This is a genomic window from Streptomyces sp. MMG1533 (assembly GCF_001279775.1).
Lineage (GTDB): Bacteria > Actinomycetota > Actinomycetes > Streptomycetales > Streptomycetaceae > Streptomyces.
This window is the reverse complement of record NZ_LGDG01000242.1, coordinates 39296-51802: the sequence shown is the minus strand read 5'-3', so window position 1 is coordinate 51802 and position 12507 is coordinate 39296. Positions and strand designations below refer to the sequence as shown.

Annotated in this window: 11 protein-coding genes; 9 read left to right on the top strand and 2 right to left on the bottom strand. The window is 71.0% G+C overall.

Going from position 1 to position 12507, the window contains the following annotated elements; genetic code table 11:
- The first annotated feature begins 149 nt into the window (after positions 1-149).
- The 8 genes from mce to ADK57_RS32630 all read left to right on the top strand — a co-directional run bounded on the left by mce (position 150) and on the right by ADK57_RS32630 (position 10285).
- Positions 150-590 (top strand): methylmalonyl-CoA epimerase, encoded by a 441-nt coding sequence (gene mce, locus ADK57_RS32665; RefSeq protein WP_053753256.1) that lies wholly within the window; start codon positions 150-152, stop codon positions 588-590.
- A 233-nt stretch (positions 591-823) separates the two neighbouring features.
- The gene (scy, locus tag ADK57_RS32660; protein WP_053753255.1) at positions 824-4735 is read left to right on the top strand and encodes a polarized growth protein Scy; all 3912 of its coding nucleotides are present in this window, start codon (positions 824-826) and stop codon (positions 4733-4735) included.
- A gap of 183 nt (positions 4736-4918) precedes the next feature.
- Entirely contained in the window at positions 4919-5854 is a 936-nt protein-coding gene (locus ADK57_RS32655) for a cellulose-binding protein (RefSeq protein WP_053753254.1), read from the top strand.
- A gap of 97 nt (positions 5855-5951) precedes the next feature.
- Positions 5952-6254, top strand: a complete 303-nt coding sequence (locus ADK57_RS50645) for a hypothetical protein (RefSeq protein ID WP_053753253.1) — start codon at positions 5952-5954, stop codon at positions 6252-6254.
- Positions 6255-6264: 10 nt separating this feature from the next.
- The gene (locus ADK57_RS32645) at positions 6265-7221 is read left to right on the top strand and encodes an ABC transporter ATP-binding protein (protein ID WP_053753296.1); all 957 of its coding nucleotides are present in this window, start codon (positions 6265-6267) and stop codon (positions 7219-7221) included.
- A 2-nt stretch (positions 7222-7223) separates the two neighbouring features.
- On the top strand, positions 7224-7994 hold the full coding sequence (locus ADK57_RS32640) for an ABC transporter permease (protein WP_053753252.1): 771 nt from the start codon (positions 7224-7226) through the stop codon (positions 7992-7994).
- Between the two features lie 171 nt (positions 7995-8165).
- Positions 8166-9419: an ABC transporter ATP-binding protein gene (locus tag ADK57_RS32635; RefSeq protein ID WP_053753251.1), complete on the top strand. Its 1254-nt coding sequence runs from the start codon at positions 8166-8168 to the stop codon at positions 9417-9419.
- Positions 9416-10285 (top strand): ABC transporter permease, encoded by an 870-nt coding sequence (locus tag ADK57_RS32630; protein WP_053753250.1) that lies wholly within the window; start codon positions 9416-9418, stop codon positions 10283-10285. Before ADK57_RS32635 ends, ADK57_RS32630 begins: the two co-directional genes overlap by 4 nt.
- 12 nt (positions 10286-10297) lie before the next feature.
- Here the strand turns inward: ADK57_RS32630 and ADK57_RS32625 are convergent, their stop codons facing one another.
- Positions 10298-10639: a hypothetical protein gene (locus ADK57_RS32625; protein ID WP_053753249.1), complete on the bottom strand. Its 342-nt coding sequence runs from the start codon at positions 10637-10639 to the stop codon at positions 10298-10300.
- Positions 10640-10861: 222 nt separating this feature from the next.
- Between ADK57_RS32625 and ADK57_RS32620 the strand changes: the two genes are divergently transcribed.
- Positions 10862-11890, top strand: coding sequence for an LLM class flavin-dependent oxidoreductase (locus ADK57_RS32620; protein WP_053753248.1), 1029 nt, complete (start codon positions 10862-10864; stop codon positions 11888-11890).
- A gap of 83 nt (positions 11891-11973) precedes the next feature.
- Here the strand turns inward: ADK57_RS32620 and ADK57_RS32615 are convergent, their stop codons facing one another.
- Positions 11974-12366, bottom strand: a complete 393-nt coding sequence (locus tag ADK57_RS32615) for an SCO5389 family protein (RefSeq protein ID WP_053753247.1) — start codon at positions 12364-12366, stop codon at positions 11974-11976.
- Between the last annotated feature and the right edge of the window lie 141 nt (positions 12367-12507).

Here is a 12507-nt window from a genome sequence, read left to right as displayed (position 1 = left end):
GCTGCGATCCCCTTATCCGGCCTGCACAGGCCGAGGAGTGAACGAGGGTTTACTTCGAATGTACTGAGCGGTAGTCCACCCCGTCATCGGGCCGTCGGTGTGATCGCGCGCACGTTGCGTAACCACCTCCGGCGCGCTGCACTGAATCCATGCTGACGCGAATCGACCACATCGGGATCGCCTGCCACGACCTCGACAAGACCGTCGAGTTCTACCGGGCAACGTACGGCTTCGAGGTCTTCCACTCCGAGGTCAACGAGGAGCAGGGCGTACGCGAGGCCATGCTCAAGATCAACGATACGTCCGACGGCGGGGCTTCGTACCTGCAGCTCCTCGAGCCGACCAGGGAGGACTCCGCCGTGGGAAAGTGGCTCGCGAAGAACGGCGAGGGCGTGCATCACATCGCCTTCGGTACGGCGGACGTGGACACGGATGCCGCAGCCATCGGGCAGAAGGGCGTACGCGTTCTGTACGAAGAGCCGCGAATCGGTTCCATGGGGTCACGGATCACCTTCCTGCACCCGAAGGATTGCCACGGTGTACTGACAGAACTGGTCACTTCGGCGCCTGTTGAGTCACCTGAGCACTGACCCCCGTACATATGGGCCGGTAGGGTTGGGGGCGGTCGCCGCTCCACCCAGGGCGACCAGGGTCCTGCCATGACGGCGGGACCTGGCCGGGGTCCGGGTTTCGGGGGACGAGCGTCGGGGCAGCAGCCCGTGCTCCGCCGTTGATCTGACACCATTCCCCGGGAGCCCCGTTCGGCAGACGGACGGAGCTCGTTCGGAGAGACTTGCGACCAGGGGACGGATGGGACCGCGCAGTGCGGGGCTACGAGAGCCAGGAGCGGGAACCGGCGGCTGACGTCGACCACCTCACTCGTTTCGAAGCCGAGATGAAGCGGCTGAAGACCGAGCGGGAAAAGGCGATCCAGCATGCCGAGGACCTCGGCTACCAGGTCGAGGTGCTGCGCGCCAAGTTGCACGAGGCGCGTCGCACCATCATGTCCCGGCCCGCCTTCGACGGCGGCGACATCGGCTACCAGGCCGAGCAGTTGCTGCGCAACGCGCAGGTCCAGGCCGACCAGTTGCGCCTGGAGGCCGAGCGCGAGCTGAGCCAGGCCCGGGCGCAGACCCAGCGCATCCTCCAGGAGCACGCCGAGCAGGCCGCCCGCCTCCAGGCGGAGCTGCACCAGGAGGCGGTCACCCGCCGCCAGCAGCTCGACCAGGAGCTGGCCGAGCGCCGGCAGACCGTCGAGTCGCACGTCAACGAGAACGTGGCCTGGGCGGAGCAGCTGCGCGCCCGGACCGAGCAGCAGGCCCGCCGGCTCCTCGACGAGTCCCGCGCCGAGGCCGACCAGGCCATGGCGGCGGCCCGCGCGGAGGCCGAACGGGTGACCTCCGAGGCCCGCCAGCGCCTGACGAACGAGGCCGAGTCGGCCCGCGCGGAGGCCGAGCAGCTGCTGCGCCGCGCCCGCGCGGACGCCGAACGACTGCTGAACGCCGCCTCGACGCAGGCCCAGGAGGCCACCGACCACGCCGAGCAGCTGCGTACCTCCACGTTCTCCGAGTCGGACGCGGCCCGCCGCGAGGCGCAGGAGCTGAGCCGGACCGCCGAGCAGCGCATCGCGGAGGCCGACACGGCCCTGCGCGAGGCCCGCGCCGAGGCGGAGAAGCTGGTCGCCGAGGCCAAAGCCGCCGCCGAGAAGGCGCTGTCGAGCGCGGAGTCGACCAACGAGCAGCGCACGCGCACGGCGAAGGAGCAGGTCGCCCGGCTGGTCAGCGAGGCCACCAAGGAGGCCGAGGCCACCAGGTCGGACGCCGAGCAGATCGTCGCGGACGCCCGCGCCGAGGCCGAGAAGCTGCTCGACGAGGCCGCCGAGAAGGCCCGCACCCTCACCGCCGAGGAGAGCGCGACCCAGCTGTCCAAGGCGGCGAAGACGGCCGAGGACGTCCTCATCAAGGCCCAGGAGGACGCGCGGAACACCACCAAGGCCGCCGCCGAGGAGGCCGAGCGGATCCGCACCGAGGCGGAGTCCGAGGCGGACCGGCTGCGCGCCGAGGCGCACGACATCGCCGAGCAGCTCAAGGGCACGGCGAAGGACGACACCAAGGAGTACCGCGCCAAGACGGTCGAGCTGCAGGAGGAGGCCCGCCGACTGCGCGGCGAGGCCGAGCAGCTGCGCGCCGAGGCGGTCGCCGAGGGCGAGAAGATCCGCTCCGAGGCGCGCAAGGAGGCCGTCCAGCAGATCGAGGAGGCGGCCAGGACCGCCGAGGAACTGCTGGCGAAGACCCGGCAGGACGCGGACGAGCTGCGCCAGAAGGCCACCACGGACAGCGAGAAGGTCCGTACGGAGGCCATCGAGCGGGCGACGACCCTGCGCCGGCAGGCCGAGGAGACCCTCGAGCGCACCCGCAAGGAGGCCGAGCGGCACCGCGCCGAGGTCGTCGAGGAGTCCGAGGGCATCAAGGCGGACGCCGAGCGGGCCGCGCGCGAGCTGCACGAGGAGACCGAGCAGGCCATAGAGGCCCGCCGCGCGGAGGCCGCCGAGGAACTGACCCGGCTGCACACCGAGGCCGAGGAGCGACTCGCCGCCGCCGAGCAGGCGCTGACCGAAGCCCGTGAGGAGGCCTCACGGATCCGTCGTGAGGCCGCCGAGGAGGGCGACCGGCTGCGCAGCGAGGCCGCCGAGCGGATCCGTACGCTCCAGCAGCAGGCCGAGACGGAGGCCGAGCGGCTGCGTACCGAGGCCGCGTCCGACGCCTCCGCCTCCCGCGCGGAGGGCGAGGCCGTCGCCGTACGCCTGCGGTCGGAGGCCTCGGCCGAGGCCGAGCGCCTGAAGTCGGAGGCGCAGGACAGCGCCGATCGCGTACGGGCGGAGGCGCAGGCCGCCGCCGAGCGGCTGGCGACGGAGGCGTCGGAGACGCTGGCCGCCGCGCAGGAGGAGGCCAACCGGCGCCGCCGCGAGGCCGAGGACCTCCTCGGCGCGGCCCGCGAGGAGGCCGGCCAGGAGCGCGAGCGGGCCCGCGAGCAGAGCGAGGAACTGCTGGCCTCGGCGCGCAAGCGCGTCGAGGAGGCCCAGGCCGAGGCCGTACGCCTCGTCGAGGAAGCCGACCGGCGGGCCACCGAGATGGTGTCGGCCGCCGAGCAGCACGCCCAGCAGGTACGGGATTCGGTCGCCGGGCTGCACGAGCAGGCACAGGACGAGATCACCGGGCTGCGGTCGGCCGCCGAGCACGCGGCGGACCGTACGCGGCGCGAGGCCCAGGAGGAGTCGGACCGGGTCCGTGCCGACGCCTACGCCGAGCGGGAGCGGGCCACCGAGGACGCCAACCGGGTCCGGCGCGAGGCGGCCGCGGAGACGGACGCCGCCAAGGCGCTCGCCGAGCACACGGTTTCGGACGCGATCGCGGAGGCGGAGCAGCTGCGGTCGGACGCGGCCGAGCACGCCCAGCGGGTGCGTACGGAGGCATCGGACGCCATCGCCGAGGCCGACCAGGCGGCCGCGCGTACCCGGGCGGACGCCCGCGAGGACGCCAACCGCATCCGGTCGGACGCGGCGACGCAGGCCGACACCCTCATCACCGAGGCACGCAACGAGGCCGAGCGGCTCACCACCGAGACGATCACGGACACCGACCGGCTGCGCCAGGAGACGGTGGCCGAGGCGGAGCGGCTGCGGTCGGAGACCATCGCGGAGGCCGAGCGGGTACGGTCCGAGGCGCTCGCCAAGGCCGAGCAGCTGCTCGGGGAGGCGGGCGGCGAGGCGGAGCGGCTGCGCGCCGAGGCCGCCGAGACGGTCGGGGCGGCCCAGCAGCACGCCGAGCGGATCCGCAACGACTCGGAGCGGGTCAAGGCCGAGGCGCTGTCGGAGGCCGAGCGGGTCACCACGGCCGCGCGCGAGGAGGCCGAGCACACCCTCGACGAGGCTCGCAAGGCCGCCAACAAGCGGCGCTCCGAGGCGGCCGAGCAGGTCGACAAGCTCATCACGGAGACCACCGCCGAGGCCGACAAGCTGCTCACCGAGGCGCAGCAGCAGGCTCAGAAGACCACCGCGGACGCGGAGGCGCAGGCCGACAGCATGGTCGGCGCGGCCCGCACCGAGGCCGACCGGCTGGTGTCCGAGGCGACGGTCGAGGGCAACGCGCGGGTGGAGAAGGCCCGTACGGACGCGGACGAACTGCTCGTCGGCGCCCGCCGGGACGCCACCGCGATAAGGGAGCGGGCCGAGGAGCTGCGCGACCGCATCACGACCGAGATCGAGAACCTGCACGAGCGGGCCCGCCGCGAGGCCTCCGAGACGATGAGGTCGACCGGCGACCGCTGCGACGCGCTCATCAAGGCCTCCGAGGAGCAGCTGCAGAAGGCGCAGGCGAAGGCCAAGGAGCTGGTGTCGGAGGCGAACTCCGAGGCCGGCAAGGTGCGGATCGCCGCCGTCAAGAAGGCCGAAGGGCTTCTGAAGGAGGCCGAGCAGAAGAAGGCGGCCCTCGTGAGGGAGGCCGAGGAGCTCAAGGCCGAGGCGATCCGCGAGGCGAAGCGCACTGTCGAGGAGGGCAAGCGCGAGCTGGAGATCCTGGTGCGCCGTCGCGAGGACATCAACGCCGAGATCTCCCGTGTCCAGGACGTCCTGGAGGCGTTGGAATCCTTCGAGGCCCCCGCGGGAGGCAAGGACGGTGTCAAGGCGGGTGCCACCGTCGGCGCCCCTCGTTCGGGTACCAAGTCGTCGGACGGCTAGAACAGAGAGCGGATTCCGGTGTCTTCTGGGGCCTTTGACCAAGTCTTTGGCAAGTAGTCCGCGGGTTAGCCACCCAAAAGGGGTGTCATTCTCCAGATCAAACACGCATCCGCTCGATGACACACCGCTTCGGCCCCTAGGATTCCCCCTATCACCTCACCGGTCTCATTCGACAGGAACCCCATGAGCGACACTTCCCCCTACGGCTTCGAGCTTGTGCGGCGTGGGTACGACCGCGCTCAGGTGGACGAACGCATCTCGAAGCTCGTCTCCGACCGTGACAGCGCTCTGGCCCGTATCACTGCTCTGGAAAAGCGCATCGAGGAGCTCCACCTCGAGACGCAGAACGCCCAGGCTCAGGTCAGCGACGCCGAGCCGTCGTACGCCGGTCTCGGCGCGCGTGTCGAGAAGATCCTCCGCCTCGCCGAGGAAGAGGCCAAGGATCTGCGCGAGGAGGCCCGGCGCGCTGCCGAGCAGCACCGCGAGCTCGCCGAGTCCGCGGCCCAGCAGGTTCGCAACGATGCAGAATCGTTCGCTGCGGAGCGCAAGGCCAAGGCCGAGGACGAGGGCGTCCGGATCGTCGAGAAGGCCAAGAGCGAAGCCTCGCAGCTGCGCTCCGAGGCCCAGAAGGACGCGCAGTCGAAGCGCGAGGAGGCCGACGCCCTCTTCGAGGAGACCCGCGCCAAGGCCGCGCAGGCCGCCGCCGACTTCGAGACGAACCTCGCCAAGCGCCGCGAGCAGTCCGAGCGCGACCTGGCGTCCCGTCAGCAGAAGGCGGAGAAGCGCCTCGCGGAGATCGAGCACCGCGCGGAGCAGCTGCGTCTGGAGGCGGAGAAGCTGCGCACGGACGCCGAGCGTCGCGCCCGCCAGACCGTCGAGACGGCACAGCGCCAGGCCGAGGACATCGTGGCCGACGCCAACGCCAAGGCGGACCGCATCCGTTCGGAATCCGAGCGGGAGCTGGCGGCCCTCACCAACCGTCGCGACTCCATCAACGCCCAGCTGACGAACGTGCGCGAGATGCTCGCCACGCTCACGGGCGCCGCGGTGGCCGCCGCCGGCTCGCCGGCCGACGACGAGCCGATCTCCCGGGGTGTCCCGGCTCAGCAGTCCCGGTAAGCGAGTGAAGTAGTGAAGTAGTGCGACTGGGCCCGCATCCTCTGCGAAGGGGGTGCGGGCCTTCGTCGTGTCAGGGCATGTCATGCCATGGCATGACATGAGCGGCAGGAACCCCTCGTCCACGATCTCCTCCGGCGCCCCGCGCGATGCCGGCGAAGGACGGCCCCACGTCCCGGGCCTCGGCCGGCAGCCCGTGCACCATGTCCGGGTCGCCACCGGGATCGTGCGGCAGCTCGGCGGCTCCTTCGGCACGGCCGTCCTGGCCGCCGTACCGGCACCGGGACACGGCACCGGCGCCTTCGCCCACGCCTTCCTGTGGTCGACGGCTTTCACGGTTGTTGCCGCCCTCGTCGGTATCCGTTTGCCCATACGATTGGCATCCGCAGAACCCCGCCCCTAGCGTGGGGCGCATGATCGAGCTCGAGGGATTGACCAAGCGGTACGGCGAGAAGGTGGCGGTCAACAACCTGACCTTCACCGTCAGACCGGGCATCGTGACGGGCTTCCTCGGGCCCAACGGCGCCGGCAAGTCGACGACCATGCGGATGATGCTGGGGCTCGACCGGCCGACCGCCGGGGACGTCCGTATCGACGGCAAGCACTACGACCAGCTCAAGGACCCGTTCAAGTACATCGGCGCCCTGCTGGACGCCAAGGCCATGCACGGCGGGCGCAGCGCCTTCAACCACCTGCTGTGCCTGGCGCAGAGCAACGGCATCCCGAAGAAGCGGGTGCACCAGGTGCTGGACACGGTGGGCCTCACGGCCGTGGCGAAGAAGAAGGCCAAGGGCTTCTCGCTCGGCATGGGCCAGCGGCTCGGCATCGCGGGCGCGCTGCTCGGCGATCCGCGGATCCTGATGTTCGACGAGCCGGTCAACGGCCTCGACCCCGAGGGCATCCACTGGATCCGCAACCTGATGAAGTCGCTGGCCGCGCAGGGCCGTACGGTCTTCGTCTCCTCCCACCTCATGAGCGAGATGGCGCTGACCGCCGACCACCTGGTGGTCATCGGGCAGGGGCGGCTGCTGGCCGACACCTCCATGGCCGACTTCATCGCGCAGAACTCGCGGTCGTACGTGCGGATCCGCTCCCCCCACCGCGAGCGGCTGCTCGACGTGCTGCACAGCGCCGGGATCACCGTCGTGCAGACCGGCAACGGCACGCTGGAGGTCGACGGCTGCAAGCCCGAGTACATCGGCGAACTGGCTGCCCAGTACCAGATAGTGCTGCACGAGCTGAGCCCTCAGCAGGCCTCCCTGGAGGAGGCGTTCATGCAGCTGACCGCGGAGTCGGTCGAGTACCACGCACACGCCGACACGCCCGCCGCGCAGCAGCCGCAGTGGGGCGACGGCTGGAAGGGGAACTGACCATGGCGGCGATCCAGGTCGTCCGGTCCGAATGGACCAAGATCCGGTCGGTGGCGTCCACGGTGTGGACGCTCTCCCTGGCCGTGGTCGTCACCATCGCGCTCGGCATGCTGATCTCGGCGCTGTCGAAGAACGAGTTCGACAACATGAGCCGGGGCGACCGGCTCTCCTTCGACCCGACGTTCATCAGCTTCGCGGGCATGAGCCTCGGTCAGCTCGCGATGATCGTGTTCGGGGTGCTCGTGGTGTCGAACGAGTACAGCACCGGCATGATCCGCACCTCGCTGGCCGCCGTACCGCAGCGCGGCACCTTCCTCTTCAGCAAGATCGCGGTCGCCACCGGGCTCTCCCTCGCCGTCGGCCTGGCCACCAGCTTCGTCGCCTTCTTCCTGGGGCAGGCGATGCTCGGCACCCACAGGGCGGAGATCGGTGACTCCGGCGTACTGCGCGCGGTCATCGGCGGGGGCCTCTACATGACCCTCATCGCGATGTTCTCGATGGGCGTCGCCGCGATGCTGCGCTCGCCGATGCTGTCGCTGGGCATCCTGATGCCGTTCTTCTTCCTGATCTCCAACATCCTGGGCAACGTCGACGCGACGAAGAAGCTCGGCCGCTATCTGCCCGACCAGGCCGGCAGCAAGATCATGCAGGTGGTCACGCCGATCGACGACGACACCCCGTACGGCCCCTGGGGCGGCCTGGGGATCATGGCACTGTGGGTGGCCGCCGCGCTGCTCGGCGGTTACGTACTGCTCAAGAAGAGGGACGCCTGACGCCGACGAGCGACGCCTGATGCCGACGAGCGACTCCTGAAGCCGAAGAGGGCCACCGGAAGCTTTGGGCTTTGCTTTCATTTGAGCGGAACCGTCAGCGCCCCGATAAGCTCCTAACCCTTACGGGGGGCGTGTGCCCCGCTGTCCTGAACCTTGCGATGGGTGCGGAGCATGATCGAGGCAGTCGGCCTGACCAAGCGCTACGGCGACAAGACCGCTGTGTACAACCTTTCCTTCCAGGTGCGGCCCGGTGCCGTCACCGGCTTCCTCGGGCCCAACGGCTCGGGCAAGTCGACGACGATGCGGATGATCCTCGGTCTGGACAACCCCAGCTCGGGGCAGGTGACGATCGGCGGCTACCCGTACCGCAAGCTGCCCAACGCGCCCCGCCAGGTCGGCGCGCTGCTCGACGCCAAGGCCGTGCACGGCGGCCGGGCCGCCCGCAACCACCTGCTGTGCCTGGCCCAGCTCTCCGGCATCCCGGCCCGCCGGGTGGACGAGGTGCTCGGCGTGGTCGGCCTCCAGGACGTGGCGAGGAAGCGCTCCAAGGGCTTCTCCCTCGGCATGGGCCAGCGGCTCGGCATCGCCGCCGCGCTGCTCGGCGACCCTCAGGTGCTGCTGTTCGACGAGCCGGTCAACGGCCTCGACCCCGAGGGCATCCTCTGGGTGCGCAACCTGATGAAGGCACTCGCGGCGGAGGGCCGTACGGTCTTCGTCTCCTCCCACCTCATGAGCGAGATGGCGCTGACCGCCGACCACCTGATCGTGATCGGGCGCGGGCAGCTGCTCGCCGACATGAGCATCAAGGAGTTCATCTCGGCCAACTCCGCCGACTTCGCGCGCGTCCGTACGCCCGACACCGACCCGCAGCTGCGCGAGAAGCTGTCGTCCGCGCTCACCGAGGCGGGCGGGCACGTGCTGCCGGAGCAGGACGGCGGGCTGCGCGTGACGGGGCTGCCGCTGCCGCGCATCAGCGACATCGCGCACGACACCGACGTACGCCTGTGGGAGCTGTCGCCGCACCAGGCCTCGCTGGAGGAGGCGTACATGCGGATGACGCAGGGCGCCGTCGACTACCGCTCGACCATCGACCAGAAGGCCGGGCTCCAGCAGCCGCTGCCGCCCGGCGCGCAGCCGCCGATGCCGGTGCCGGGGCAGGGCCAGCCGGGCTGGTACGCCCCGCCGCCGCCCCAGCAGGGCGGGCAGCCGTTCCCGGTGCCACAGGGGCAGCCGCAGGCGGGTCCGTACGGCGCTCCCGGCGCCGCACCGGCCCCTGGCGCCGGTGCGCCCAACCCGTACGCCCCGCAGGCCCCGTACGCCCCTCAGCCCCCGCAGGCACCCGCGCAGCCCGCGGCCCCGGGAGCCCCTGCCCCCGCCTCCTCCGCCCCTGCCGCCGACCCGAACAAGCCCGAGGACGCCCGATGAGCACCCCGCAGCCCCAGATGCCGCAGGCCGCACCCACCTGGCAGGCGGCGCCCGGCCCGTCGTTCCCCACGTACACCTCGCCGATCCCGGTGGTGCGCACGCACCTCGGGCACGCGATCGCCTCCGAGTGGACCAAGATCCGGTCAGTGCGCTCCACGATGTGGACGCTCGGCGTGTTCGTGCTGCTCGTCATCGGCATCGGGCTCGCGGCCGGCGCGCTCGTCGCCGCCAACTCGGCGGAGGAGAGCCTCGCGGGCGAGAACCCCCTGTCGTTCGGCTTCTTCGGACTGCTCCTCGGCAGCATGTGCGTCATCACGCTCGGCGTGCTGACCACGGCCTCGGAGTACGGCACCGGCATGATCCGGACCACCATGGTGGCGTGCCCCTCGCGCGGCCGGGTCCTCGCCGCGAAGGCGATCGTGTTCTTCTCGGTGGCCTTCGTGGTGACGCTGGCGTCGGCCCTGCTGGTCGCCATGGCGGACGTCGCCCTGCTGGAAGGCGCGAAGGAGCCGTCCGGCCAGGAGTGGCTGAAGGGCACGGTCGGCATCTCGCTCTACATCGCGCTGCTCGGCCTGCTCTCGCTGGTGATGGGCTCGATCATCCGGCACTCGGCGGGCGCGATCACCATCATGATCGGCGTCGTGCTGGCCCCGCTGGTCATCGCGCTGTTCATGTTCTCGGCGTCGCTGGAGGACCTGCGCCAGGCCCTGTTCGAGTACTCCATCCCGAACCAGCTCAGCGTCTTCTACTCCAACTCCCTCACCGAGACGGGCCCGTCCGGCTGGGACCCGCTGTGGATCGCCCTCGGCGTGACGGCCGCCGCGTTCGCCGGCGCCTTCGCGCTGCTGGAGAAGCGGGACGTGTGAGCCGCGGGGTTCCTAGAACCTCGGCGCGTTACGGGACCGCTGCACCCGCGTGGTGCGGCGGTCCTTCGCGTTCCAGCACGCCTTGTGCCAGTGGCGGCGCTCGTCGACGCCCGAGTGCGCGGGCCAGGCGACGACGTGCGGGACGCCGTCCGGGATCAGCTGCTCGCAGCCCGGGCAGCGGTACGCCTTGCCCTGGGCACTCGCCCCGGCCACGTGCCGCACGCTCCACTGCTCCCCCTGCCAGTCCTCGGCGGACTGGAAGCCGCCGTAGCGGCCGGAACGGTCGTCCTCGGCGCTCCGGCCGGACGAGCCTGACGAACCAGCTCCCTTGGGTCGGTTGCGACGCGGGGACACGGGACACCTCACGGGGCTATACAGGAAGCACGGGCCGTGTCCAGCCTACGCGGCGCGGACGGGGGTACGCGTAGGGAACCAACCCCCACAAGTCCCCCTCCATCGCGACCCATTCTGCAGACAATCCGCAAATCTCTTCGCCAGGCCGTGTCCTCGGCACGTGTCAGACGGTTATGCCGCGTGGGGGAGCTCCGCGTCGGGGCCAAGGAAGCAGGAAGAGCGATGCACGTAGGAAGTTTCGTGTTGGCGGCCCAGTTCCCGGGGCAGGGCCAGGGAGAGGCGCTGCACCGCGCGGTCCGCTCGGCCGAAGCTGCCGAGGAGGCCGGCCTGGACGCGGTCTGGCTGGCCGAGCACCACTTCGTGCCGTACGGCACGTGTCCGTCGGCGGTCACGCTGGCGGCGCTGCTGCTCGGTCGCACCCACCGCATCCGGGTCGGCACTGCCGTCAGCGTACTGCCCACCACCCACCCCGTGGCGCTCGGTGAACAGGCCGCGCTGCTGCACATGACGAGCGGCGGGCGCTTCTCGCTGGGCGTGGGGCGCGGCGGACCGTGGGTGGACCTGGAGGTGTTCGGCTCGGGCCTCGATGCGTACGAGTCGGGGTTCCCGGAATCACTCGATCTGCTGGTGCGCTGGCTGCGCGAACCCTCGGTCGCGGCCGCCGGCGAGCGGTTCACCTTCCGCGAAGTCCCCGTCGTGCCGCGGCCGTCGGAGGCGCTGACGGAGGCCTCGGGCCCCGAGGTCGTCGTCGCGTGCACCTCCCCGGCGAGCGTGCGGCTGGCCGCCGAGCGCGGGCTGGCGATGCTGCTCGGGATGCACGTCGGGGACGAGGAGAAGGCCGAGATGGTCGCCCTGTGGCGCAGGTGCGCGCGCGCGGCGGGGCGTTCGCCGGAGGAGGTCCTCGGCGCGGCCCATGTGTCGGCCGGTGTCTGCCAGATCGCGGACCGGCGTACGGACGCGGTGGAGGCGCTGACGAAGGCGATGCCGGGCTGGCTGAAGGAGGGCCTCGGCGCCCATGTCACGGTGGACGGCCGCGAGCGCCGGATGCGCGATCCGCTGGCGTACACCGAACTGCTCTGCGGGCTGCACCCGGTGGGCACCCCGCGACTGTGCGCCGACCGGCTCGCGGCGACCAGCGAGCGGACCGGCGTCTCCCGCTTCGCCCTGCTCACGGAGGGCTCGGGAGACCTGGCGGCCACCGAGGAGAACATCCGGCGGCTGGGTGCCGAAGTCATCCCGCAGCTCGGCTGAACCGCCCTGTCCGGCGAGGAGCTTGCCGCCCCGGTACGAATGCACCTCCCGCGTCCGGAGCGGCAAGCAAGCGGCTCACCGCGTCAGCAGTCCCGCAGTTCCGGGGACTGGTTCAGCAGTTGGTTGCGCGCCGAGGTGAAGCGGGCCAGCGTCTCGTCGACGGAGGAGTCCAACGGGAAGACGGCCACCCGGTGGCAGTTCTGGAATGCCAGCCGCACACCGAAGTGCCGTTGCAGCGCGCCGCGTATCGCGTCACTCGCAAGCGCACGCAGCAGCTGACCGCGTGCCTGCTCGTCCGGCGGAGGCGTCTGGTTGTCGGCGAACGGTCCGCCGTCGACCTTCAGCTGGGCCACCAGGGAGCTGATCATCTCCCATGCGTAGGGCAGGGAGGTCCGGACGCAGTCGACGAAGGCAGCTTCGTCGACCTCGCCTCGCTCGGCCTGTTCGAGTAGGGCCGGTGAGACGTCGAGCGACATGGGTTCTCCTCTCGCACCCCCGGTCAACAGGGGTTGCCGGACAGATAAAGGGAGTTCGCGATACCGAACACGCTGCGTACACAACTCGCGACCTCCCGTTTACTACGGTAAGCAACGGACGGTGACGGCACCAGGAGAATG

Bases quoted from the DNA above. Each gene is read 5' to 3' on its own strand.
- mce (WP_053753256.1), top strand. From the start codon at position 150: ATGCTGACGCGAATCGACCACATCGGGATCGCCTGCCACGACCTCGAC.
- ADK57_RS32655 (WP_053753254.1), top strand. From the start codon at position 4,919: ATGAGCGACACTTCCCCCTACGGCTTCGAGCTTGTGCGGCGTGGGTAC.
- ADK57_RS50645 (WP_053753253.1), top strand. From the start codon at position 5,952: ATGAGCGGCAGGAACCCCTCGTCCACGATCTCCTCCGGCGCCCCGCGC.
- ADK57_RS32645 (WP_053753296.1), top strand. From the start codon at position 6,265: ATGATCGAGCTCGAGGGATTGACCAAGCGGTACGGCGAGAAGGTGGCG.
- ADK57_RS32640 (WP_053753252.1), top strand. From the start codon at position 7,224: ATGGCGGCGATCCAGGTCGTCCGGTCCGAATGGACCAAGATCCGGTCG.
- ADK57_RS32635 (WP_053753251.1), top strand. From the start codon at position 8,166: ATGATCGAGGCAGTCGGCCTGACCAAGCGCTACGGCGACAAGACCGCT.
- ADK57_RS32630 (WP_053753250.1), top strand. From the start codon at position 9,416: ATGAGCACCCCGCAGCCCCAGATGCCGCAGGCCGCACCCACCTGGCAG.
- ADK57_RS32620 (WP_053753248.1), top strand. From the start codon at position 10,862: ATGCACGTAGGAAGTTTCGTGTTGGCGGCCCAGTTCCCGGGGCAGGGC.
- ADK57_RS32615 (WP_053753247.1), bottom strand. From the start codon at position 12,366: ATGTCGCTCGACGTCTCACCGGCCCTACTCGAACAGGCCGAGCGAGGC.